The organism is Sporosarcina saromensis (assembly GCF_033253735.1).
In the GTDB taxonomy this organism is placed as follows: Bacteria; Bacillota; Bacilli; order Bacillales_A; family Planococcaceae; genus Sporosarcina; species Sporosarcina saromensis.
Genome location: NZ_JAUBDI010000018.1, coordinates 15,026 through 35,730, shown reverse-complemented (window position 1 = coordinate 35,730; position 20,705 = coordinate 15,026). Strand labels below are relative to the sequence as shown.

The following is a 20,705-nucleotide window of genomic DNA, read 5'->3' as shown; positions in this document are numbered from 1 at the left end:
GAAGCTGAAAAATATTTATGTCCTTCCATCTATTGGGTAAGTTGCTTTGGTTGAGTATCGACATGCTGTTAAATATGTATTTTAGTATATTTCCACAAGAGCCAAGAGTTGAGCATATTTTTTTGAATCCAAAAGTTGCTCCACTCCGTCTAACAGATAAAGTCAGGGAGGTGTTAACAGTTAATCATGCAAAATAACAATGATTTCGGGAGCATTCTAGATGATTATGGAGAGTCTCTATTGCGGTTAGCTTTTACATACGTAAAGAGCTATCAGACTGCTGAGGACATTGTGCAGGACGTTTTCATGCGTGCGTATGAGAAAAGAGCGGATTTCCGGGGTGAGGCAAGTTACAAAACATATTTGTATCGCATGACAATAAATCGCAGTCATGACTACTTAAGAAGCTGGCACTATAAAAATACGCTCCTTACAAATAGAATAGCTGAAACAATTCATAGAGCATCTTCTACTGAAGCACTTATTGTAACCAAAAGTGAAGAAGACCAACTTGGAAAAAAAGTACTTGAACTTCCTGTGAAATATCGTGAAGTACTCGTTTTATATTATTATGCAGATTACACAATAGATGAGATAGCAGAAATTCTAGACTGCCGGACAACCACAATTAAAACTAGACTTCGAAGAGCTAGACAGCGAATGAAGGAGAAGCTGAAGGCTAAGGAGGTATTTCTGAATGGATGACAAAAAAATCAAGGAAGCTATCGATAATTATATTGGAAAAGAAAAAATGTATGACCCTGCAATGAAGGAAAGGTTTCTAAATGGTTTATACTCTAACCGTGAAAAAAGAAAGAAGTATGCGCCCACACGTTTAATCCCATCAGTATCTTTACTCTTCTTGCTGTTTGGTGGTGCATTCTTTTATTATATTTCAGTTGAAAGAGAGAATAATGAAGTTATCAATCAAACACACATTTCGCATCCAAAACTCGAGAATTCTGAAGGATCTTTAATCCCTGATGAAGAAATTGAAAAACATGATCGCGCGGAAAACAGTTCAGAAAAAGAAATTGAAAAAAAGTTATTAGCATTGACGGAAGAACTTTTTTCCCTGTTAAAGGAGTCCAACTACGAAAAAATAGCTGAAAAGGTTGATCCCGAACATGGTGTTATCTTTGCTTTTTATGCGGATTTTGGTCATCCCGATGGCTATGGAGGGCAATATGTCAACTTATCAAAGAAGGACATAAGTAAAAAAAATGATACAAAGTATGTATGGGGAATGGATGAATCAGAAAAAGAATTTGAAATGTCTTTAGATGAATATGTTCAGCAGTTCCTCTTACGAAGATGGGGATGGAGAGATGTAGATTATAGTATTGTTACTTTTAATGAACCAGCAGAGAATTTTGCGGGTGTTATCAATACCGTCCATGAATTTTACCCCGATGCTAAATACGTAGAATACTATTCGCCAGGAGAAACCGAGCATTTATTCCAATCACTGCGGTTCATCTACCAAGAAAGAGACGGAGAATGGTTTCTTATAGGAATAGCTCGTGATGTAGCTACTGTATGACAAATAGTAAATGGAAGAAGACGCCAGATGGCCAATCTAAGGATTTATCTTGAGTGAAAGTAACCTCAATTCACATAGAAATTCAAATAGAGGAGAAACTAAACAGACGCTAACGAAAAAACGGCACCCCGTTGAAGGATGCCGTTTATCTGTGAGAAAGACTTTTTATGCTGATCCGTTTTTCGAGGTGAATGGTTCTGCGAGGGATTCAAACTGTTTCATCAGCTTTCCTCTGGCATCTTTATTTCGCATCAGATAGGCCGCTCCAATGCCTAATGCCGCAATCGCCATTTTCTTCATTAAAAAGCCACCTTTCTCACTGTGGATTGTGGATCTCTGTTAAGGTGCCCTAAAAGGTTGAAGTTATCCATATTCACTTCATTTTTATGATTGAAGCATGAAACAAACCGACTAGGATTCCGTCTAATCGTAAAAGGGGGTGGGAATGATTAGAAGATTATTTATCGTTGTTTCTATAATTTTCATTTTTGGACTATTTGGCTGTGTGAAAAGTAACAACAATGAAGAAAATGTAAGTGGTGAACCGAAAATCACCAATGACTCTAAACAGGTAGATGATTTCGAAGTAACAATAAATGTTGAAAAAGACCTTAATGTTTATGCCACGATTACTTATATAGGAGAAGCAGCAGAAAAAGATATATATCATGGTGGAAGTATTTTTTTCTTTAATATCTATCAACAAGATGGTGATTTTGAATATTTTGGTGCTATGACTCAACCATTAATAACAACAACTCTGATTCAGAATGAACCTCACATAGTAAAATTTGAAGGGATAGAAAAACTTAAATTAAAGACAGGTACTTATGAATTTGAAGCTATTGCTAATTTTTCCTTGGATTCAGATGACGTATTAGAAACAAAGTTTGAAATTCCTGTTTCTAAAATTACGAAACCGATCACCTTTTTCATTACAGAATAAATAGTCGCTCACTATCTTTCGTGTTGCCAGGTATTTTTTTAGGCGGCCAGCGCATTCATGCGTAAACAAAACGAATCGTTCTTTGTTTCCTTTCCCTTCTCGTATCCAAATTTGTCGGGTATCCCATTTCACATCCGAGAGCTTAATATTCAGGAATTCACTTATCCTGCACCCTGTTGTATAAAGGGCCTCCACCATTGCGCGCTCCTTTGGATCTGGCCTGGTCAACTCTTGGAGAAGCGTAAGTTGCTGTCTGTTTAGATAGTAAGACAAGGAATCATCGAGTTTCGGTGATTTGACCGTGAAGGTAGGATTTTTCTTCAGTTTGTCCTCTTCCATGCAATAGTGACAAAACGATTTAAGCGCGGTTAGTTTCAAGTTGATCGATTTTGGCTTTAACGCATTTTCTTCCATATCTGCCAGCCATGCGGGAATGTCAGGTGCTTTGACTTCATCAAATGGTTTCGCACAGTAATAAAAAAATTGTTGCAATGAAATTCGGTAACTTCGTGTGGTTTCCGGACTGAAACGTGCATGGTCATTAAAAAATTCTTCAATGACTTGATTCAATTTCTTCACCCCATTATATTTTGATAGGTAATCATCATTTCTTCGCTTGGAATCCGTGCATATACGCGTGTGGTGTTCAAATCCGCGTAATTCAGAAACAGTTCCAGTAGCTCTTCCGTCCGATTTTTCAACTGTACATTCAAATAACGTCGCTGATTTTCCCTTCCGTGGTAGAGAAATATGTATGCAGTAAACGTATCATCCACGGCACGGCGAAGTAATTTCATTTGTTTTGACGTAGATAGTCCGATGACTCCTTCATGTCGACCTGGACAGCATCGATGGCATTATCTACAAGCTTTATATATGGTGCCTGCAATTTAAAGATTCCCTTTTTGAAGGTTTGCCGGTCTTTGGCCAATATAGTCAGAACCATAGGAAGGTAAATCAGATTCTCGAAGTGAGGAAGTGCCTCTTGTGGGATAAGCATTAGATCACCATGCCTTCTTTGTTCATGATGGGAACGAGAGTAAACACATTATTTATGGTAAATGTGCGTTTTGACTTTCGTAAAAAGCAGTAAGTGACATACTAATCATCAACACAGACGAAGGCGAATACGTATCAAGAGAATAATAATATTGAAAAGAACACTTTGTCGCTGTAAAAAGCGGGGAAGTGTTTTTTTTGCATGCACATTAAATTTGGAAAGTGATTTTTGCTGACCTTGACAATCGAAAAATAGAAAAGCCCACTTTATGACAAATCAACACCAAGAAGATAGGTGACCGCTGTAGTTTTTTAAGTATCATCTAATAATAGAGAATTTTACCGACATTTGGATAATTGATAGAAATAATCATATGATATACTGGGCTATGATAACGTTTGGTTTTGAGTATAGTGGTGCGACTAATTTTCAGGTAGGGAGATTTTAAATGAAAAAAAAGATTACTCTTATTATTTTCATGCTAATAATAATTGGAACAATGTCCTGGTTAAGCCAAAAAAATAGTGAAGGTTATGTTTTCGGTACAATCGACTCAGAAGATGACACAAGTTTATGGGTAATAGAACTACAACCTACTGACGTTGAAGGAAAAACACAAGTCGAAATAAATGAGATTTTAGAGGAAAAAGCATCAGAATCTCGTGGTACTTTTTATAAAGTACCTCTAATTAACAGAATAACTAAAAAAAGTTTTGTTAAAGGAGATAAAGTAAAAATATATTGGCGTGGGTCAGTAATTCAAACAGCACCAGGTAAGGTAAACAAAACGAATTTTATTAAAAAAATAAAGGATTAGGTATATAAAATAATGAAGTATTGAGGGCTATTAAATATTTTAAATATATACGGATAAACGGTTAGTGTAAAATATTTTTTGATTTGAATTATATTGCGAAGGAGAAGCACTTTGAAAAAGAAAATTTTATTATCATTTATTATTTTTCTATTAATAATTGTGAGTACGAATACTCAAGATAAAGTTGTAGAAGCAGATTCCAATGAAATAGGATTAACAAAAGAAAAGGCTGCCGAAAAGGCTGCTAAGAAGCAAGAGAAGCTAATTTTGAAATTAGAGAAAGAACTTTCCAAAATTGACTTGACATTTGAAAATTTAAATGAGAATGGCGATCTTTATTTTGATGATAATCAAGTCGTAATACAATTAAGTTCTTTAAATAAAAAGAATGCCGAATTCAAAAAGTTAGAAAAGATTTCTAAAGAATTGAATAATTTTTCACCAACTGAATTTAAAATAGAGGAAACTAAATATTCTTCTAATGATTTAGTTGAAATGCAAAAAAAACTTTAGTAAACAAACTGAAGGGTTAAACTTAACCAATAATTACATTTTATCTTTAGACACTAAAAACAATAACTTAGAACTTACAATTGAAAATATATCCGTGGAAAATGAAAAGATTCTTCAAGAAATTTATGGAGACGCTATATCAATTATTCGTGATGACAAATTATCAGTTAACAATAATATTGAACATCAAGCATTTAAGGCAAGAACGAGTGATTTTAATTCTCAAGGTGCGGGGATTGGAATACAGACAAAGTTTAGCCAAAATAGGAAGAATTATACTCATCAATGTTCAACGGCAGGTGTTGCGCAAAAAGGTTCAGACTTATGGGTAATCACCGCGGGACATTGCGATGATTATAGTAAAACTTTTTACCAATATGGATCTGTTTTGGGTTCAACTCATTTAGATGCTTTTGCAAGTGATTATGATTTCTTATTAATAAAAGTCAATGATTCTCCTCTAAAAAGATATGCTTCCAATGGATTATACAGTGTTTCGGCTGACTCATCTACTGGGTATGATAGTAAGTTGACTGGTTCTTTCTCTCAATATGAAGGTTTAAGAGTTTGTAAGGTAGGAGTCAAGACAAACAAGACTTGTGGGGTTGTAACCAAAAAGAGATACCAATCAGGTTCATTTTATACGGGGTTAGTTTATTTTGAGGTAGAAAATGAAGGACAAGTTGTTTCTTCAGCGGGTGATAGTGGTGGTGCATGGTATACTCAAAGTCTTCCTTATAGACTCGTTGGAATCCACGCGGCCGGCAATACGGAAACGAATTCCACTAAAGCGCTCGTAACTCCTTGGGTTGAGGTTAGTGAAAAATACAATTTAACTTTATATACAAGCGATTCTACCTCCCCGATGAATTAAATTATGTCTCTAATAATAAATTCATTAAGGATAATAAAAGTTTTCAAAATATATCTAAAAAACATGCTGACCTACAGGCTGATTGTTGTATGCAAATAGTGAAGACCATGTTTTCATCGACAATGAATCATACGAGCAAATCGAACTTCCTTCTGGACAAATATTAAAAGGCCATCGGGTGGAAAGTTACATGCCATTTTAGAATTCACAGTTCCTAATACTGTTGAAAACTATGGGGTGTTATTAAGAAATGGATCTTTAGGAACTTGGATTATGATTAGATTTGAATAATACATGATTGCTTTATTGAGTGGACTGCTGAAGAAGACAGAGAATGCAGGTATGGATTTTCCCTACACAGATCTCTCGAAATGTAGTACGTATTTTACAAAGCTCGAAAAGGGTCTTTCTTTCTCTATTTCAGGTTAGTTGTACTTTCCAATCCAATAGATAATTAATAAAAAACGGCTAAACCCTTTAGCATTATGATGTTTAGCCGTTTTCAAAAAAGATTAGGATTCTGGTTAACAGCCATTCCCTACACAACAACAGTGGCTCAAAATCCGCACAGTTGGCTCAATCAGTCCGCAATACTCAGTGATTTATGTTCCGTTGTGAATTCAAGTACTTTTGTCATTTTGAATCCCTCTTTTTAAAGTGTATTGATTGGATTGGTATAAAATAAAAAAATAATAAAAGCACATTTCGCCTATTAAAAATAGGTGAAATATGCTTTGGTTACTGTTACCCGTAACTATATTTTAATGGGTATATGTAGGTAATGATTGGTTGGTCTTTATTATCAATTAGCAAAATTGAAATCTACTGTAATTGTATGCGATAATCCTTCCATTCCAGTTACATGAATCTTAGCGCTACTCCATGCTCTTGGACCACCATCTCCAAGGACTCTAGTATTATAATCAAATCCAGTATTATACCAGAAAGTGTTGTAGGCTGGATTTTAAGAAAGCTTTCCACCCCAATAAGTTGAAGAATGCGCATCAACTTTTCTGTTTGTCACAACATACATAGGATCTGGTGTCCAACTACCCCAGACTGTATCAAACCTGATTTGTGTGCCACTTGAATTTAAGACATAGTCTACATATAATTTAGCGGTTACACCAGCTTCAGTTTTTACTTTCCCCTTTTTTTCACTATCGTAGAATATGCTCTGCCGATTAACTATATGCCAAACTCAAAGTGAATCTAGACAGATAAATAAACCGCGCTAGATGATGTTTCAGACCTATATGTGAAAATCACAGAGTTTTATGAAAGCAATGAATATGATATCCAGGGATTGGTTTTACAATGAAGGAATAATTAAAATAGGATTTTGATATTTGCTCATATATTGAACAAATCATCCTTTTAGGTGGATTATTTTGCAACTCTTTTCGTTTTGGAACATATTATAATTATAAAAGAACGCTTCGGGGGGTGTTGTTCATGAAAAAATGGTCAACTTATATATGGAAATTAATTTGGGTTATTGGATTATTTTTATTAACAATCATCAGTTTTGATATTTTAACTCAAATTAATAATAGCTCACATTTCAATGCTACTTCTTGGACTAGTTCTATTATCCTTTTTATATGGGGTGTTTATCTATCACTCATTTTTATAAAGAAATGGTCAATTAAAATAAATGCACCTTTATTTATTTGCGTATTCATACCTAGTTTCCTCTTTTCGTTAATTCCTCCACTAACTTCAACTATTTCAATTTCTTTTCCAATTTGTATGTGGTTTCTAAAAATTTTTAGTTCCAATTTGATTGAAATTGTTGCTGGTTTAACATTCATGTTAAGTATTTTCGACAATTCGAAAACCGAGAGTGAATAAAATAACAAACGGTTGGTATTGAAATCTAGAATATTATCCTTTAAACGCAATTCATCTCTAATATTTGGCCCTACACTATTTACCGTAATTTACCAGTGTTGAGTTTTATTTGCTCTGCACCATTCTTTTTGTATCCCTATTAAAACTTAGAGCTCTTGTTCAACTAACGGGTGCTTTAGTTCAATAAGGACAGTAAAATATTTCGCCAAGGCTGAGACAAAACGAAAAAATGCAATGGCAAAAATGGCCGCATGCATTTTTTTCTGCTTTTACAATTTTTCTTTTTCATTTTCATGAGTGGATTGGAGCGGAAAAAGGCCGACTCCTCGAAAATGCTGACGCATTTCGTTCGTGCGATGCTTATTCGAGGAAGCTTATTCAATGTCCTGCGGGATTGTAGCGCGAATGTTGAGAACCCGCAGGAAAAGCCGTCACGTAGAACGGCTTTTGTGAGCATAAGCGAAGCGTTGGGAGCAAGGATGCCTTAATTTCCGCAAAGTACGCAGAAATACGGCCAATCGAACTCTTCGTTGTTCGATTGGCTCAAGCGCGCCCCGCGGAAGCTACTTTCGATTAAAAAATCCTTTGCTATTCGGCCAGAACCAAATAGCAAAGGATGATTTAGTTAGTATGTTTGTTTAAAAAATCTTTCATTAATTGATTTGATAACGTGTTTTCGTCAGAAAATAAGTTATGGCTGCTATTTGCTAGGATGTGTAGTTCACTATTTGGAATAAGTGCATTCATTTCTTCGCTTTCTGAACAAGAAGTAATCCAATCATGATAGCCAGCTAAAATTAATGTAGGCACATGTAAATCATTTAACTCCTCTCGTACATCATACGTGCGAAGGAAATCTCCAAAACCTTTGTTTATTGCTTCGACGTTTCGTTTAATAGTGGGTCTCTTAGGTGGCGTTGCACGTGTATCCAATGTAGCGACTGCTTTTGAATATAATGGAGCCATAATTCTATCGTATTCTTGGAGCTCTTCAATTGTTTCAAATTTGCCTTCCCACAGTCGATCGGCCATTGCTATTTGTTCTTGAGTACCAACGTCTTCCACATGCTTTTTCGCTTTTTCCAAGAAGCTATAGGAAGGTGCAGTAGCCGCTAAGATGAGGCCTGCAAGATGATCTTCATATTTTACGGCATAACTCATTGCAACTATGCCACCATAGGAATGACCTAGGCTCCATATTTTATTCAAACCTAGATGTTGTCGAAGTGCTTCCACATCTTCTACGTTTTGTGTCAACGTATAGTTTTCAGGTCGATCCTTTTCGGAAAACCCACAACCGCGTTGATCGATATATACGAGTTAAGCGGTTTTTGTCAGTTCATCCAAATAGGGCTTAAATGTTATGTGGCAGCCACCAGGCCCTCCATGAATAACAAATACCACAGGTTTTTCTTTCAGTTGGTCTCCGTCGATTTCAATGCTTTGTCCATCTACGTCATAGAAAATCTTTGTACCGTTAATATGTGCATACATCTTCACTAACCTCCATTTTTTTATAAATCCATGTTCATTGGTTGTGCAAGAGATCTAAAAGAAGACGCATAGCTTATCACGTCTTTCTATCTATCGGACAAACTAAGTCGTCCATTGAATAAGAAAAGTTAGATGCTACGTTATTTTCTTAATGATAGATTTCACTTACTCAGCTACGCATTCAAACTTAGAAATCAGTTATTATCTGGTTATTCAATTTGGTCGGTAGCTACTTTTTCCGTTCTTTTCGGTAGAATGAAAGCAAATAATGCAATGACACCAACACATAAGCCGATTAATGAACATGCGATTAAGAACGGCCATAAACTGATGAAGTTAATTGAAATTAAAAATGCTGCATAGATAACTACGCTTCTACGAAAATGCCATAGTCTTTTTTTGTAACGGTCTTAAATACAAATTGTTGTCCTTTGTCACCATCTTCTTTAAATAAAATACTGAATAAAACAGTTCCTACGAGTGACACGAGTAATCCTAAAATAACGGGGTCAATATTCGTTTGCATAATATTACAGAGAATAGTTGTCAACCCACCGCCGATAATACCCGTAATTGCTCCATATGAGTTTGCTTTTGGCCAAAAAAGTCCGAGCATTATAGGTACAAATGTAGCTCCCGAAAATATTTTTAAGGTGAAGAGCAAAAGTCCCATGATGGATGGAGTTAAAATAGCTGCAACAGTTGAGATTGCGCCAATGATGACAAGCGTCCATCGTGCTAATGTAATTGTTCTTTTATCGTCAACCGGTAAACCTTTCGATTTTAGGCGATGTTCATATAAATCTCTCGTGACATGTATGCTTGCTCCAAGCAAATTTGAGTCAATAGTCGACATACAAGCACCTAGAATACCGGTAACGATTACCATACCAACCCAAGGATTAATGATCTCCATTGATAATACAGGTAGAACGGTTTCTGGATTTGCTAAATTGGGCAATAGCGATTTACCAATACCCCCGATCAATGTAAGTCCGAAAGCCATCGATACACCCATAAACAATGCAATGAGTAAACTAATTCGCTGAATAGATTTCACGCTTTTTGCAGAATATACGCGCTGGATTTGCGTTTGACTAACCGTGTTTAAAGGCATAAACGTAATAACCCAGCCAATTACCAACATAAATGTAACGGTTTCAGTCGTGTTCATAAATTGGCTACCAAGAACATTGTGCAGTAATTCTCCTCCGTTTAGAGACGCGGCGAATAGTGAACTAGTTGGATCCATTGCTTTGAAACCGAATAAGATAACTAATATAAGACCAATTAACATAATAATTGTTTGAACCCAGTCTGTAAGAGCAACGCCCATTAACCCACCAAATGTAGTGTAAGCAATCGTGATAGCAGCTGTAACAACTATTGCAACAATCGGATCTATACCAAGAATTGTATTAAGAATCATTCCAATGCCGAGAATACTCCCCCCTGCACTCCCAATCAGTGCAATGAGTGAACAGATTGTTGTCAAGGTAGCAACCGGTCGATTATACCTGACTGCCATCAAATCTGGCAGCGTAAAAACATCGTAATGTTCTGCGATTTTCCCGGATCTTCCCTGAAATAAAGAACAAAACAAAATAAGATGTGCTTGCTGCAACCAACATCCAAATGAGAGAAAATCCTCCCGTGTAAACCAATCCACTAAAACCCATATATGTGTTCGCTCCAACTACTGTAGCAAGCACGGTACTAAATAGCACAGCAGAATTCATCTTGTTATCTGCAACATAGAAATCTGCTCGCGATTCTTGTTTCCCGGAAAGCATAACTCCAATTACAATCATTGCAATTAAATAGAGAATAGGGATTAAATAATATGTTTGCCATTCCATGATGTTTCCCCTCCAAATCCATTACTAAATTTAATAGTGTAAATCCTATCAGCTTGTATACAATATATCAATAGTAATCTGAATAAATATAAAACGGTAAATAAATGTAATCGTTAGATAAAAGGCTTTGTTAAAACAATGAAATACCTTACATGAACTTAAATATTTTTGTCGGAAATATAGGTGTTAGATTATTTCTTGAATTGCTGTAAACTAAAATAAGAAGTAGAGAAGCAGAAATTCGAACACTTGGGGGCGCGATACTATGGAGATAAGACTTTTACAAGCACTTGATGCTGAAGAATACTTTATGCTACGGCTAGAAGCTTTACAAAAAAATCCTGTGGCATTTGCTGCTAGCTTTGAAGAAGAAAAAGAACAACCTATTGAAAAATACATAATACGGTTTCAATCCGAAGACTCGTTTACATTTGGGGCTTTTGACAAGGGGGAACTTGTAGGAGTCGTTACGCTCATAAAAGAAAAGCTCATTAAACTCCGTCATAAAGCAACTATTGTAGCTATGTATGTTTTGCCTGAAAAACGCGGCATGGGGATTGGAAAAGCTTTACTAGAAGAAGTGATTGCGAAGGCAAAAGAAATAGAAGGTGTCGAGCAGGTTTATTTATCGGTCGTATCGACAAATGAGCCAGCGAAAAAACTCTATTCTGTAGTGGGATTTGAATGTTATGGAACAGAGAAACGAGCATTACAGCTAGGTGATGATTACTATGATGAAGATTTGATGGTTTTATTTCTTGCTGAATAAGGACTACTGGCGCAATAAACGACATGAAGAACTCATTTTGATTCATCTTTGTTTCACTCTGTTGCGTCATCGAAACAGCCTTAATTGGAGGGGATTAATATAATGCTAAGTCCATTTGAAAAAGTAGCAAATTGGATGGAGGCCTACGACCGACCGTGGGGAATTGCAGGTGGGTGGGCAATTGATCTTTTTGTTGGACAGGTAACCCGAGAGCATTCAGATATAGAAATTGCCATACTTCGGGAGGATCAGCATGGACTAAAAAGATTGCTGCATGATTGGTCATTCAAGAAAGTTGTAAAGCATCAATTTGTTGACTGGGGTCCAGAGACATTGGAATTGCCGATTCATGAATTGCATGGAACGCATCAAGGTTATGGTGACCAATTGGAGCTGCTGTTGAATGAAGTGATCAATGATCAATGGATTTTTAGAAGGGATCCGAGGATCAGCTTTCCAAGTTCATTGCTATTCTTAAAGTCTCCACAAGAAATCCCTTTTTTACATCCGGTTATCGTGCTCTTGTATAAGGCTAACAACACACGAGAGAAAGATCATGCGGACTTTCTTGCGGTAAAAGATTTGATTGGCAAAGAGGATCAGGAATGGCTTTGTGATGCACTTAAGGTTCATGTTCCTGGTCATTTGTGGATTTCTGAGTTGCAAGGAGAGCTGGTATGAATCGAATGATGATAATGAAGCGTTAAAATGGTTTTCTCCATTAACAAAGACGAGTGCCATACAGTTCTACTTATTAGAAGCCGATTGCATAATTGCAATCGGTTTTTTATGCATATGTAACTTTAAATTTCTATATATTCCTCACCAATTTCTAATCTATCTCACAGTGAATTCAAATTCAGTGAGTCTATGATTATAGCTATCGGTTAAGTAAGTTACTAAAAGAGAAAGGGGACGGTCTCATGGCAATTGAGATATTTTGTCGGAAAGAACAAAAATATTTGATTACCCGAAACCAATATGAACAATTAGTTGAGCAGATTGGACCAAGAATGAGAAATGATAAAAACGGAACAGATGGCCGGTATACCGTCACAAGCTTATACTTCGATAATCCGGATCGGACGATTTACTTTGAAACGAAAAACAAGTTGAAGTATCGCCAGAAGTTGAGATTGCGCGTATACGATGAGGCAACTCCGGAAAGCACTGCTTTTTTTGAAGTCAAGCAAAAGCACAACAAAGTGGTGAATAAGAGGCGTATGCTCTTGCCGCTAAAAGAAGCATATCGCTATTTGTCTGCGGATACTGATTCAGACTTGAGTCAGTATGATACGACGAATTATCAAGTGCTAAAAGAAATTGATTATTTTCGTAAGTATTACGAGTTGCAACCAGAAATGATTGTTAGCTACAACAGACACGCACTGCATGGTGTCGATAACGTGGATTTACGAATGACGTTCGACTTTGACTTGCGATGTAGAAGAGAGGACTTAATGCTTGAACACGGTCCGTATGGTGATTATTTCATTGACGAAGATCTTGTCGTATTGGAAGTGAAGGTTGAACACAGTGTGCCTTTATGGCTCGCACGAATTCTACAAAGTTTGGAGTGCGAACAACGAAGTGCTTCGAAGTTTTGCACGAGTACAGAATTATTAAAGGGTGTTGTGACACCACAGGTAGTTCGAGAGAAAACAACTATTGGAGGAATGGAAGATGCAACAGATCAACAACTTGTTTTCATTTAACGGATTAGAAGGGCAGCCAACGATTCTAATGAGTATCGCGGCAATGGCTTTAGCTGCAGTATTAAGTTTAATCATTACGAAGGTGTACATATCAACATTTACAGGGGAACGGTATTCGCAAGCATTCGTGCATACGATTATAATGATGTCTGTCGTCGTATCTGTCGTCATGAATGTGGTTAGTGGGAATGCAGGTGTGGCGTTTGGTTTATTCGCTGTATTTTCGTTAATTCGTTTTAGAAGTGCGGTAACGAATGCCAAGGATATTGCCTATATTTTCTTTGGTCTTTGTGTCGGTATGACGGCGGGATTATTTCAATTTGAGTTGGCAATTGTCCTAACTGTATTTGCTAGTCTGATCTTCTATTTGTTATTTAAATTCGATTATGGCAAAGGGAAAGACACCCAAATCTTAAAAGTGACAGTACCTGAAAACTTGAATCATGAAGATTTGTTCGAGGATATTCTTGGGGAGCTGACAGATTTCCACCAATTGCGCCAAGTGGAGACGACCAATTTAGGAACGATGATTTTATATACATTTGCCATTCGTAGTAAGGTAAACACGAAGGATCAAGTTCTGCTAGATGCAATTCGCGAACGTAATGCGAACTTAAAAGTGTCGCTGTCTTATTTATAATGACTAACTAAAAAACCACACCCTTAATGCTGTAGGGGAGTGGTTTTTTAATGGGTTTCGGACTATTGAGTAGAACTCGATTCTATCCACTCACTCGACCACTCCTCAATTTCTTGCATAATCGGTGTCAAAGACATCCCCTTGTCGGTCAATGAATACTCAATCCGTACTGGTGTCTCAGGGTATACTTCGCGAACGACAAAACCTTGTTGCTCCAAATCCTTTAAGCGTTCCGTTAACGTTTTTCCGCTCACGCCTAATTTCTCGGTCATCGTGCAAAATCGCTGTGGTCCAGACATCAATTGATACAAAATTAAGGCTGTCCAACGCTGACTCAATATGGAAATGGCCTTTTCAAATCGTGGGCATAGTTCAAAGTTATTCATGGCAAAGGTCCTTTCGCTTCTAATCGTTTGTTGTTGACAATATCCATTGTAGCATATAAAGTTAGTTACATAAAGTAAGTAACTTACCAGGAGGAATGAAAATGAAATTTCATCAACGACCGTATATTTATACCGGAGAAGTCCGTTTAAAGGTAACAGATCTTAACAAATTAACAGACTTTTATACGGAAATTATTGGGTTCAGTGTCTTGGAAAAAGGAAGTGGCCAAGTAGTATTGACAGCAGATGGGAAGACACCTTTACTCGTATTGGAGCAACCGGAAGCGATACTGCCCAAAGAACCGAGACGGACGGGGCTCTATCATTTGGCTCTTTTACTACCGACACGCGCGGATCTTGGAAAAGCGATTAAGCACTTTTCACGGAATCAAGTGCCATTAGGGGCGTCAGACCATCTTGTGAGTGAAGCGCTGTATTTAAATGATCCTGATGGAAATGGAATTGAAATCTACCGCGATCGTGAACCTGATTCCTGGAAGTGGCAAAATGAGCTCGTGGCAATGAGCACGGACCCATTAGACGCGAATGGCGTCGTTGCTGAAAGTGGGAATGAGGAATGGAATGGCCTCCCGGCAGACACAGTCATGGGGCATGTTCACCTACATGTAGCCAACTTAGGAGATACGAAAACGTTCTATGAAGCGTTAGGATTCAAAGTTGTCAGCCATTACCCGCAAGCATTATTCATGGCGAATGGGAACTACCATCATCACATCGGACTGAATACGTGGAATGGGATGAATGCCCCTCGTCCTACTGAAGGAAGTGCTGGAATGGACGCATTTACGCTCGTTTATCCGGATGAAAAAACTTTGCAAGAAGCGATAAAAAACGTTCGAGAGCTCGAGCATATCGTTGAGCGTATTGATGCAGCGTTTGTCGTGGAAGACCCTTCAGGCAATCGTGTTATTTTGAGGTTGGAAGTATAAGAATATGCACTAAAACATTCGTGATGAATTGAAATCTTAGTTTTGTTAATCTTCGTCAAGTCAATTACAGTGAAAATAGCTATAAGAAAGAAGGATTTTATACAAAAATATAGAATACTTATATAGACTATTACTAAATGCGTGAAGATTGCTGTCCTCATGCTAAACCCAAAGGAGCTAATTATGAATGCTGTAGTATTTGATTTTGATGGAACATTGGCAAATACTTTACCGATTTGTTTTTATGCTTTTCAATCTGTATTTAAAGAATTTGATAAGAGGGAACTTTCTTCGGATACCATTAAAGAAATGTTTGGCCCTTCTGAAACAGGAATTATTCGAAATAACCTTTTACATCCTAATAAGGAAGAAGCAATTGAATATTTCTATGAAAAATATTCGGAATCACATCAAAGCTTAGTAGATGTCAATCCTGAAATTCTTAATTTACTGAAGTCCTTGAAAGAAGCAGACATAAAAACAGGGATTTATACAGGAAAGGCTAAAAGAAGTTTAGATATCTCTCTAAAAGCACTAAATATGGAAGGTTTATTTGATGTCATAATAACGGGTGATGATGTCATAAAACCTAAACCTCATCCAGAGGGTTTACTGAAAGCCTTATCTCTTCTACAAGTAGCAAATTCTGAGGCGATTTATATTGGAGATAGTGATGCAAATATAGTTGCCGGTGTACAAGCTAATGTCTATACAATCGGCGTACAGTGGTTACCTGAATATCAAACACCTGCATTTAGCGAACAACCTGATTTGGTCATCAAAAGTGTAAAGGAATTTAGAAGGTTTCTTAAAGTAGGTGCCTTATGAAACATCAATGGTTGGAGTGGGCAAAAAGAATTCAAGCTTTGTCTCAGGCGGGATTAACTTTTTCGAAAGATATGTATGACATTGAGCGTTATGAGGAATTACGTACAATTAGTGTAGAAATAATGTCAGCTTACACTGAACTTGAGATGAGCAAAATTAAAGATTTATTTGCGAATGAAAAAGGATACCAAACGCCTAAAGTTGATGTTCGAGGTGTAGTGTTTAAAAACCAACAGATTTTACTGGTGAAAGAAAATATTGATGATAAATGGGCTTTGCCAGGAGGGTTTTGTGACATAGAATTATCTCCTTCAGAGAATGTAGTAAAGGAAATAAAAGAAGAATCTGGTTATGATGTACTCCCAATCAGATTACTTGCGGTATTGGATAAAAATAAACACCCACACCCTCCAGAACCATATCACTACTATAAGATATTTATCTTGTGTGAGATTGTTGGAGGAGAAGCAACTACAGGCATTGAAACGAATAAAATTCAATTTTTTTCGGAACACAATTTACCGCAGCTTTCTACGAATAGAAATACCGAGTGTCAAATTAAGACACTCTTTGAATTTTTGCGGACTCCTGAAAAAGAAACACTATTTGATTAAGATTAATTTGTAATGATGGCATAGAGGTTAGTTGATACAATCCTTTATTCAAACTTCCCAATAGCTAATGAAATCGCGACTTTTTGGTATTATAAATTTAAATGAATAGGGAAACGGAAGTTTAAGAACGCTGATTTCGTATCAGTGTTTTTTGTTGATGACTTCAGTTCTTTTATGCGATTTATCACTCAGGGAATCGCTTTTTTCTTTGGTAAACTGGATGTTAGCATACATAACAATAAAATGTGAGAGATTAAATTTTTCCGTACGTTGTATAAGGTGTAAAAGCTTTTACAAAAAATAAGGGGATTTGTAAATGAAGTCAACTAGTAAAAATTTTATCCGAAGATTACAGAAACAAAAAGAGGACGCACTAGAATTCATCGTGGACGCCTACTTACCATTAATAAAAGGAATTACGTACAAGGTGCTCTCCCCTCTTGGTAACGAAGGGATTGTGGATGAATGTGTCAATGATGTATTTCTATCCATTTGGGACAACGCAGATAAGTTCCGCGGAGACGCAACGGATTTCAGAAAATGGATTTGTGCAATAGCTAAATTCAAATCCATCGATTACTACAGAAAAGCAGTGAAACAGGTGGAGATTACTTCGGAACATATGAATTTGAATGCCGAAATGTCCATTGAAGAGGAATTAATCAAAATGGAAGATCGAACAGAATTGATTACGCTCATCAATCAACTAGAGCCCATAGATCGAGATATATTTTTGATGAAATTCTTCTTAGGCTACAAGACGGCAGACATCTCCAGACAAACAGGTCTAAGTATAACCGCAATAGACAATCGGGTGTTTCGTGGCAAGAAAAGATTGTTGAAGGAAGCGATTGATCTTAAAGCAGGAGGTTTTGTGTTGTGAAAGATAAAAAAGATATATATCAGTTGTTAAATGAAATGGATTTTAATGATAGTGAAATGGAAGAAATGGAGATTAGTGAATTTGATAGAGCCAAAGCGAAAAAGAAATTAAAAGCATCAATACGTCGAAAGAGGAAGAAACAGGGATGGAAAATGAAAGTAGTAGCAGCTGTAGTTGTATGTGGATTAGCAGTCTCTACATTAAGCCTGGCTTTTCCTGCTCATGCTGGAAACATACCGATTATCGGTGATGTTTTTAGGTTTTTAGACAATGGAAGAACGGGCATCTACGATAATTATCAAGAGTATTCCAGCGCGGTCAATTTGACGGAGGAAAGTGATGGCGTAAAAATTACCATCAATGATGCAATATACGACGGGAAAACCGTTTTACTGACCTACTCCATGGAAAGTGAAAAAGATTTGGGAGAAAAGCCGCTTGCAAGTGGTTATTTGGATATTAAAGGGACAAATGGTGGTTCAGGAAGTAATCAAATTTCACATGTAGGCAAAAATCAATATGTGGGCTTGATTACGGGAAGTAGATTAGATGAAAAGGATCCCGAAAGTGTAAAGGTACAATGGAAAGTTGACCATATTACGATTGAGGAAACACAAGAAGAAATTAAAGGAAAATGGAATTTCTCTCTTTCATTAAAAGCATCTGCTAATGATGTTCAGCTATTTGGCCAAAGTGCTGAACAGGATGGGGTGAAAGTAACGGTTGATAAAATTTCAGTAACCCCAATGTCTTTCATTGTGTACTATAATCAACTAGTTTCTAAAGCGATAAGCGATAAATGGCACAATGTCGATGTTGAAATTGAAGTTAGAGATGATTTAGGAAATCGCTATGAAGGTTTTGGAAATGGTGGGTATGGTAATGTAAATGATACGCAAATGAACTGGAGTAAGACATTTCAAAAGTTGGATCCGAATGCGACAAAGCTAATTATTACACCTTATGTGACAATGATTGAATATACAGCAGAAAATCATGGTGGTGTCGAAATTACCGGAAACGGTGCGAATCAAACGGTGAAAAAAATTACCAATCCTACAAAGGAAGGAAAGGGTAGAGAAGAATTTACACTAGAAGACATTATTATTGAATTGGATAGTAACTAATTTAAGCAATAAGACATCTATTCACTAGTAAATAGATGTCTCTATTGCTTTATTCAGTCAACTTGTGGGGAGTTAGCACTTCTTGGATTGTTTAAAAATACCGCGTGAATCGGAGTTCTGTAAACGTCGATTCACGCGGTTTTACAATCCGCTTTCTCTCCACAATGTTTATAAACTTTCCGATGAAGACTATGAGTGACTTTCGTTTTCATTCTTTTCGACATGGTTCAGGAATTGATCACCCCAATTGCATATGGACGTAACAACGGGTTCTAAACGACGTCCAATTTCGCTTAACTCGTATTCAACCTTTGGGGGAACGACAGGATAGACAAATCGAGTAACAATATGATCGTCTTCCAGTTCTCTTAACTGCCGGATCAGCATTCGTTGGTTAACATCTGGAAGTTTTTCTTGTATTTCACTTAGTCTTAAAGGGGATTGCTGTAGTAAGCACCAAATAATTGCGATTTTCCAACGGCCTCCGATAACAGATAGAGCCAAATCTTTACTTGTATAAAACTCTTTTTCTTTATACGTAATCTCCAATTTTTTCATTCCTTTATCCTTTAAATAATCTCCTTGCTGACAAAAATGTCAGTATTGCCATTAGAATTTTACTATGCAAATATAAGAAGAGTAAAGTGCATTATGTGATACATCATAACTTATTATGCTTTATGTTCATAGTGACAAAAATGTCAGTATTGAAATATTGTATGTCCGCATGCCATGATGGATACAGTAAATACAATAATTAGAAAGAGGGATGTTTAATGAAAAGTAAAGCGGCCGTAGCGTTTAAACCGGGTGAACCACTACAAATCGTGGAGATTGACGTAGCAGAACCGAAAGCAAAAGAAGTGTTAGTGAAAATCCTTTATACTTCCGTTTGTCATACAGATGCTTTTACATTATCAGGCGATGATCCTGAAGGTGTATTTCCAGCAGTGTTAGGCCATGAAGGTGCCGGCGTTGTTGTAGCAGTTGGTGAGGGAGTTACAACTGTCCAACCGGGCGACCATGTCATTCCGTTATATACAGCTGAATGTGGAGAGTGTAAATTCTGTCGTTCGGGGAAAACAAACTTATGTAGCGCAGTTCGTGAAACACAAGGTAAAGGTCTAATGCCGGATGGTACAACGCGCTTCTCTTACAATGGAGAGCCTATTTATCACTACATGGGAACAAGTACGTTTAGTGAATATACAGTGGTACCCGAGATTTCATTAGCTAAAATTGATCCTGAAGCACCGCTTGATAAAGTCTGCTTGTTTGGGTGTGGTGTGACGACTGGAATTGGAGCAGTACACAACACGGCGAAAGTAGAAGAAGGCTCTGTGACAGCTGTATTCGGATTAGGCGCTATCGGATTAGCGGTTATTCAAGGGTTGGTGCAAGCGAAAGCAGGCAGAATTATTGCTATTGATTTGAATGAAGACAAGTTCGAATTAGCGAAGAAAATGGGTGCAACGGATTTTGTAAACCCTGCTAAATTCGATAAACCAATCCAAGAAGTCATCGTCGAAATGACAGACGGTGGGGTTGACTATAGCTTCGAATGTATTGGAAATGTAGAAGTGATGAGAGCAGCCCTTGAATGTTGCCATAAAGGCTGGGGTGAAAGTACAATTATTGGTGTTGCAGGTGCCGGGAAAGAAATTCATACACGTCCATTCCAATTAGTGACAGGACGCGTGTGGAGAGGTTCTGCTTTTGGAGGCGTAAAAGGAAGAACTGAATTACCAGGTATGGTAAATGACTATATGAATGGTGAAATTGACTTAGATTCTTTCATTACGCACCACTTGGATTTTAAAGAGATCAACGAAGCGTTTGAATTACTTCACAAAGGTGAGTCGATCCGTACAATATTGACATATGGAGAGTGAT

27 protein-coding genes and 1 pseudogene are annotated in these 20,705 nt (G+C 37.0%); 18 read left to right on the top strand and 10 right to left on the bottom strand.

What is annotated here, in order from left to right; all coding sequences use genetic code 11:
• Nucleotides 1-186: 186 nt before the first annotated feature.
• Both QT711_RS15290 and QT711_RS15285 read left to right on the top strand, forming a co-directional pair.
• Entirely contained in the window at nucleotides 187-705 is a 519-nt protein-coding gene (locus QT711_RS15290; RefSeq protein WP_317945671.1) for a sigma-70 family RNA polymerase sigma factor, read from the top strand.
• Nucleotides 698-1,543: a hypothetical protein gene (locus tag QT711_RS15285; RefSeq protein WP_317945669.1), complete on the top strand. Its 846-nt coding sequence runs from the start codon at nucleotides 698-700 to the stop codon at nucleotides 1,541-1,543. Before QT711_RS15290 ends, QT711_RS15285 begins: the two co-directional genes overlap by 8 nt.
• 165 nt (nucleotides 1,544-1,708) lie before the next feature.
• Here QT711_RS15285 and QT711_RS15280 read toward each other — a convergent pair whose 3' ends face one another.
• Nucleotides 1,709-1,843 (bottom strand): hypothetical protein, encoded by a 135-nt coding sequence (locus QT711_RS15280; RefSeq protein WP_317945667.1) that lies wholly within the window; start codon nucleotides 1,841-1,843, stop codon nucleotides 1,709-1,711.
• A gap of 145 nt (nucleotides 1,844-1,988) precedes the next feature.
• Between QT711_RS15280 and QT711_RS15275 the strand changes: the two genes are divergently transcribed.
• Nucleotides 1,989-2,489 carry a hypothetical protein gene (locus QT711_RS15275; RefSeq protein WP_317945665.1) on the top strand — a complete coding sequence of 167 codons (501 nt, stop codon included), beginning with the start codon at nucleotides 1,989-1,991 and terminating at the stop codon, nucleotides 2,487-2,489.
• Here the strand turns inward: QT711_RS15275 and QT711_RS15270 are convergent.
• Together QT711_RS15270 and QT711_RS15265 are read right to left on the bottom strand one after the other, a co-directional pair.
• Entirely contained in the window at nucleotides 2,421-3,059 is a 639-nt protein-coding gene (locus tag QT711_RS15270; protein WP_317945664.1) for a tyrosine-type recombinase/integrase, read from the bottom strand. The genes QT711_RS15275 and QT711_RS15270 overlap by 69 nt on opposite strands.
• Nucleotides 3,060-3,064: 5 nt before the next feature.
• Nucleotides 3,065-3,286: a hypothetical protein gene (locus QT711_RS15265; protein ID WP_317945663.1), complete on the bottom strand. Its 222-nt coding sequence runs from the start codon at nucleotides 3,284-3,286 to the stop codon at nucleotides 3,065-3,067.
• A gap of 651 nt (nucleotides 3,287-3,937) precedes the next feature.
• Here QT711_RS15265 and QT711_RS15260 point away from each other — a divergent pair.
• The 4 genes from QT711_RS15260 (at nucleotide 3,938) to QT711_RS15245 (ending at nucleotide 5,895) form a co-directional block, all read left to right on the top strand.
• The gene (locus QT711_RS15260; RefSeq protein ID WP_317945662.1) at nucleotides 3,938-4,306 is read left to right on the top strand and encodes a hypothetical protein; all 369 of its coding nucleotides are present in this window, start codon (nucleotides 3,938-3,940) and stop codon (nucleotides 4,304-4,306) included.
• A 111-nt stretch (nucleotides 4,307-4,417) separates the two neighbouring features.
• Nucleotides 4,418-4,819, top strand: coding sequence for a hypothetical protein (locus QT711_RS15255; RefSeq protein ID WP_317945661.1), 402 nt, complete (start codon nucleotides 4,418-4,420; stop codon nucleotides 4,817-4,819).
• Entirely contained in the window at nucleotides 4,797-5,693 is an 897-nt protein-coding gene (locus QT711_RS15250; RefSeq protein WP_317945660.1) for a chymotrypsin family serine protease, read from the top strand. Before QT711_RS15255 ends, QT711_RS15250 begins: the two co-directional genes overlap by 23 nt.
• Before the next feature lie 82 nt (nucleotides 5,694-5,775).
• Nucleotides 5,776-5,895, top strand: coding sequence for a hypothetical protein (locus QT711_RS15245; RefSeq protein ID WP_317945658.1), 120 nt, complete (start codon nucleotides 5,776-5,778; stop codon nucleotides 5,893-5,895).
• 1,411 nt (nucleotides 5,896-7,306) lie between these two features.
• Here the strand turns inward: QT711_RS15245 and QT711_RS15240 are convergent.
• From QT711_RS15240 to QT711_RS15220, 5 genes are all read right to left on the bottom strand, one after another.
• The gene (locus tag QT711_RS15240) at nucleotides 7,307-7,507 is read right to left on the bottom strand and encodes a hypothetical protein (RefSeq protein ID WP_317945656.1); all 201 of its coding nucleotides are present in this window, start codon (nucleotides 7,505-7,507) and stop codon (nucleotides 7,307-7,309) included.
• 661 nt (nucleotides 7,508-8,168) lie between these two features.
• Nucleotides 8,169-8,858, bottom strand: coding sequence for an alpha/beta fold hydrolase (locus QT711_RS15235; RefSeq protein ID WP_317945730.1), 690 nt, complete (start codon nucleotides 8,856-8,858; stop codon nucleotides 8,169-8,171).
• Between the two features lie 9 nt (nucleotides 8,859-8,867).
• Entirely contained in the window at nucleotides 8,868-9,041 is a 174-nt protein-coding gene (locus QT711_RS15230) for a hypothetical protein (protein ID WP_317945654.1), read from the bottom strand.
• Nucleotides 9,042-9,408: 367 nt separating this feature from the next.
• Nucleotides 9,409-10,569 (bottom strand): sodium:solute symporter family protein, encoded by a 1,161-nt coding sequence (locus QT711_RS15225; RefSeq protein WP_317945652.1) that lies wholly within the window; start codon nucleotides 10,567-10,569, stop codon nucleotides 9,409-9,411.
• Nucleotides 10,553-10,900, bottom strand: a complete 348-nt coding sequence (locus QT711_RS15220; protein WP_317945651.1) for a sodium:solute symporter family transporter — start codon at nucleotides 10,898-10,900, stop codon at nucleotides 10,553-10,555. The genes QT711_RS15225 and QT711_RS15220 overlap by 17 nt, the downstream gene beginning before the upstream one ends.
• Nucleotides 10,901-11,165: 265 nt before the next feature.
• On the opposite strand from QT711_RS15220, the gene QT711_RS15215 reads away from it, so the two are divergent.
• The 4 genes from QT711_RS15215 (at nucleotide 11,166) to QT711_RS15200 (ending at nucleotide 14,024) form a co-directional block, all read left to right on the top strand.
• Nucleotides 11,166-11,669 (top strand): GNAT family N-acetyltransferase, encoded by a 504-nt coding sequence (locus QT711_RS15215; protein ID WP_317945650.1) that lies wholly within the window; start codon nucleotides 11,166-11,168, stop codon nucleotides 11,667-11,669.
• A 102-nt stretch (nucleotides 11,670-11,771) separates the two neighbouring features.
• Nucleotides 11,772-12,350 (top strand): nucleotidyltransferase domain-containing protein, encoded by a 579-nt coding sequence (locus QT711_RS15210; RefSeq protein ID WP_317945649.1) that lies wholly within the window; start codon nucleotides 11,772-11,774, stop codon nucleotides 12,348-12,350.
• A 242-nt stretch (nucleotides 12,351-12,592) separates the two neighbouring features.
• Nucleotides 12,593-13,384 (top strand): polyphosphate polymerase domain-containing protein, encoded by a 792-nt coding sequence (locus tag QT711_RS15205; protein WP_317945648.1) that lies wholly within the window; start codon nucleotides 12,593-12,595, stop codon nucleotides 13,382-13,384.
• Nucleotides 13,353-14,024 carry a DUF4956 domain-containing protein gene (locus QT711_RS15200; RefSeq protein ID WP_317945647.1) on the top strand — a complete coding sequence of 224 codons (672 nt, stop codon included), beginning with the start codon at nucleotides 13,353-13,355 and terminating at the stop codon, nucleotides 14,022-14,024. The genes QT711_RS15205 and QT711_RS15200 overlap by 32 nt, the downstream gene beginning before the upstream one ends.
• A gap of 62 nt (nucleotides 14,025-14,086) precedes the next feature.
• Here the strand turns inward: QT711_RS15200 and QT711_RS15195 are convergent, their stop codons facing one another.
• Nucleotides 14,087-14,410 carry a winged helix-turn-helix transcriptional regulator gene (locus tag QT711_RS15195; RefSeq protein WP_317945646.1) on the bottom strand — a complete coding sequence of 108 codons (324 nt, stop codon included), beginning with the start codon at nucleotides 14,408-14,410 and terminating at the stop codon, nucleotides 14,087-14,089.
• 101 nt (nucleotides 14,411-14,511) lie between these two features.
• On the opposite strand from QT711_RS15195, the gene QT711_RS15190 reads away from it, so the two are divergent.
• From QT711_RS15190 to QT711_RS15165, 6 genes and pseudogenes are all read left to right on the top strand, one after another.
• Nucleotides 14,512-15,360, top strand: a complete 849-nt coding sequence (locus QT711_RS15190; RefSeq protein WP_317945644.1) for a VOC family protein — start codon at nucleotides 14,512-14,514, stop codon at nucleotides 15,358-15,360.
• A gap of 180 nt (nucleotides 15,361-15,540) precedes the next feature.
• The gene (locus QT711_RS15185; RefSeq protein ID WP_317945728.1) at nucleotides 15,541-16,188 is read left to right on the top strand and encodes an HAD family hydrolase; all 648 of its coding nucleotides are present in this window, start codon (nucleotides 15,541-15,543) and stop codon (nucleotides 16,186-16,188) included.
• Complete coding sequence (locus QT711_RS15180; protein ID WP_317945643.1) at nucleotides 16,185-16,802, top strand: NUDIX hydrolase; 618 nt, start codon at nucleotides 16,185-16,187, stop codon at nucleotides 16,800-16,802. Before QT711_RS15185 ends, QT711_RS15180 begins: the two co-directional genes overlap by 4 nt.
• Nucleotides 16,803-16,832: 30 nt before the next feature.
• Nucleotides 16,833-16,907: pseudogene (locus QT711_RS15175) on the top strand (GNAT family N-acetyltransferase); the annotation flags it as partial.
• 211 nt (nucleotides 16,908-17,118) lie between these two features.
• The gene (locus QT711_RS15170; protein WP_317945641.1) at nucleotides 17,119-17,685 is read left to right on the top strand and encodes a sigma-70 family RNA polymerase sigma factor; all 567 of its coding nucleotides are present in this window, start codon (nucleotides 17,119-17,121) and stop codon (nucleotides 17,683-17,685) included.
• Nucleotides 17,686-17,720: 35 nt separating this feature from the next.
• The gene (locus QT711_RS15165) at nucleotides 17,721-18,812 is read left to right on the top strand and encodes a DUF4179 domain-containing protein (RefSeq protein WP_317945727.1); all 1,092 of its coding nucleotides are present in this window, start codon (nucleotides 17,721-17,723) and stop codon (nucleotides 18,810-18,812) included.
• 189 nt (nucleotides 18,813-19,001) lie between these two features.
• Here QT711_RS15165 and QT711_RS15160 read toward each other — a convergent pair whose 3' ends face one another.
• Complete coding sequence (locus QT711_RS15160) at nucleotides 19,002-19,370, bottom strand: winged helix-turn-helix transcriptional regulator (protein WP_371391323.1); 369 nt, start codon at nucleotides 19,368-19,370, stop codon at nucleotides 19,002-19,004.
• Nucleotides 19,371-19,588: 218 nt separating this feature from the next.
• Between QT711_RS15160 and QT711_RS15155 the strand changes: the two genes are divergently transcribed.
• On the top strand, nucleotides 19,589-20,704 hold the full coding sequence (locus tag QT711_RS15155; protein ID WP_317945640.1) for an S-(hydroxymethyl)glutathione dehydrogenase/class III alcohol dehydrogenase: 1,116 nt from the start codon (nucleotides 19,589-19,591) through the stop codon (nucleotides 20,702-20,704).
• The last annotated feature ends 1 nt before the right edge of the window (nucleotide 20,705 follow it).

What these genes read in the sequence shown, in the direction of transcription:
- QT711_RS15290 (WP_317945671.1), top strand. Translation starts at nt 187, where the DNA reads ATGCAAAATAACAATGATTTCGGGAGCATTCTAGATGATTATGGAGAG.
- QT711_RS15285 (WP_317945669.1), top strand. Translation starts at nt 698, where the DNA reads ATGGATGACAAAAAAATCAAGGAAGCTATCGATAATTATATTGGAAAA.
- QT711_RS15280 (WP_317945667.1), bottom strand. Translation starts at nt 1,843, where the DNA reads ATGAAGAAAATGGCGATTGCGGCATTAGGCATTGGAGCGGCCTATCTG.
- QT711_RS15275 (WP_317945665.1), top strand. Translation starts at nt 1,989, where the DNA reads ATGATTAGAAGATTATTTATCGTTGTTTCTATAATTTTCATTTTTGGA.
- QT711_RS15265 (WP_317945663.1), bottom strand. Translation starts at nt 3,286, where the DNA reads ATGAAATTACTTCGCCGTGCCGTGGATGATACGTTTACTGCATACATA.
- QT711_RS15260 (WP_317945662.1), top strand. Translation starts at nt 3,938, where the DNA reads ATGAAAAAAAAGATTACTCTTATTATTTTCATGCTAATAATAATTGGA.
- QT711_RS15240 (WP_317945656.1), bottom strand. Translation starts at nt 7,507, where the DNA reads ATGAATGTTAAACCAGCAACAATTTCAATCAAATTGGAACTAAAAATT.
- QT711_RS15230 (WP_317945654.1), bottom strand. Translation starts at nt 9,041, where the DNA reads ATGTATGCACATATTAACGGTACAAAGATTTTCTATGACGTAGATGGA.
- QT711_RS15225 (WP_317945652.1), bottom strand. Translation starts at nt 10,569, where the DNA reads ATGGCAGTCAGGTATAATCGACCGGTTGCTACCTTGACAACAATCTGT.
- QT711_RS15220 (WP_317945651.1), bottom strand. Translation starts at nt 10,900, where the DNA reads ATGGAATGGCAAACATATTATTTAATCCCTATTCTCTATTTAATTGCA.
- QT711_RS15215 (WP_317945650.1), top strand. Translation starts at nt 11,166, where the DNA reads ATGGAGATAAGACTTTTACAAGCACTTGATGCTGAAGAATACTTTATG.
- QT711_RS15210 (WP_317945649.1), top strand. Translation starts at nt 11,772, where the DNA reads ATGCTAAGTCCATTTGAAAAAGTAGCAAATTGGATGGAGGCCTACGAC.
- QT711_RS15205 (WP_317945648.1), top strand. Translation starts at nt 12,593, where the DNA reads ATGGCAATTGAGATATTTTGTCGGAAAGAACAAAAATATTTGATTACC.
- QT711_RS15200 (WP_317945647.1), top strand. Translation starts at nt 13,353, where the DNA reads ATGCAACAGATCAACAACTTGTTTTCATTTAACGGATTAGAAGGGCAG.
- QT711_RS15195 (WP_317945646.1), bottom strand. Translation starts at nt 14,410, where the DNA reads ATGAATAACTTTGAACTATGCCCACGATTTGAAAAGGCCATTTCCATA.
- QT711_RS15190 (WP_317945644.1), top strand. Translation starts at nt 14,512, where the DNA reads ATGAAATTTCATCAACGACCGTATATTTATACCGGAGAAGTCCGTTTA.
- QT711_RS15180 (WP_317945643.1), top strand. Translation starts at nt 16,185, where the DNA reads ATGAAACATCAATGGTTGGAGTGGGCAAAAAGAATTCAAGCTTTGTCT.
- QT711_RS15170 (WP_317945641.1), top strand. Translation starts at nt 17,119, where the DNA reads ATGAAGTCAACTAGTAAAAATTTTATCCGAAGATTACAGAAACAAAAA.
- QT711_RS15165 (WP_317945727.1), top strand. Translation starts at nt 17,721, where the DNA reads ATGGATTTTAATGATAGTGAAATGGAAGAAATGGAGATTAGTGAATTT.
- QT711_RS15160 (WP_371391323.1), bottom strand. Translation starts at nt 19,370, where the DNA reads ATGAAAAAATTGGAGATTACGTATAAAGAAAAAGAGTTTTATACAAGT.
- QT711_RS15155 (WP_317945640.1), top strand. Translation starts at nt 19,589, where the DNA reads ATGAAAAGTAAAGCGGCCGTAGCGTTTAAACCGGGTGAACCACTACAA.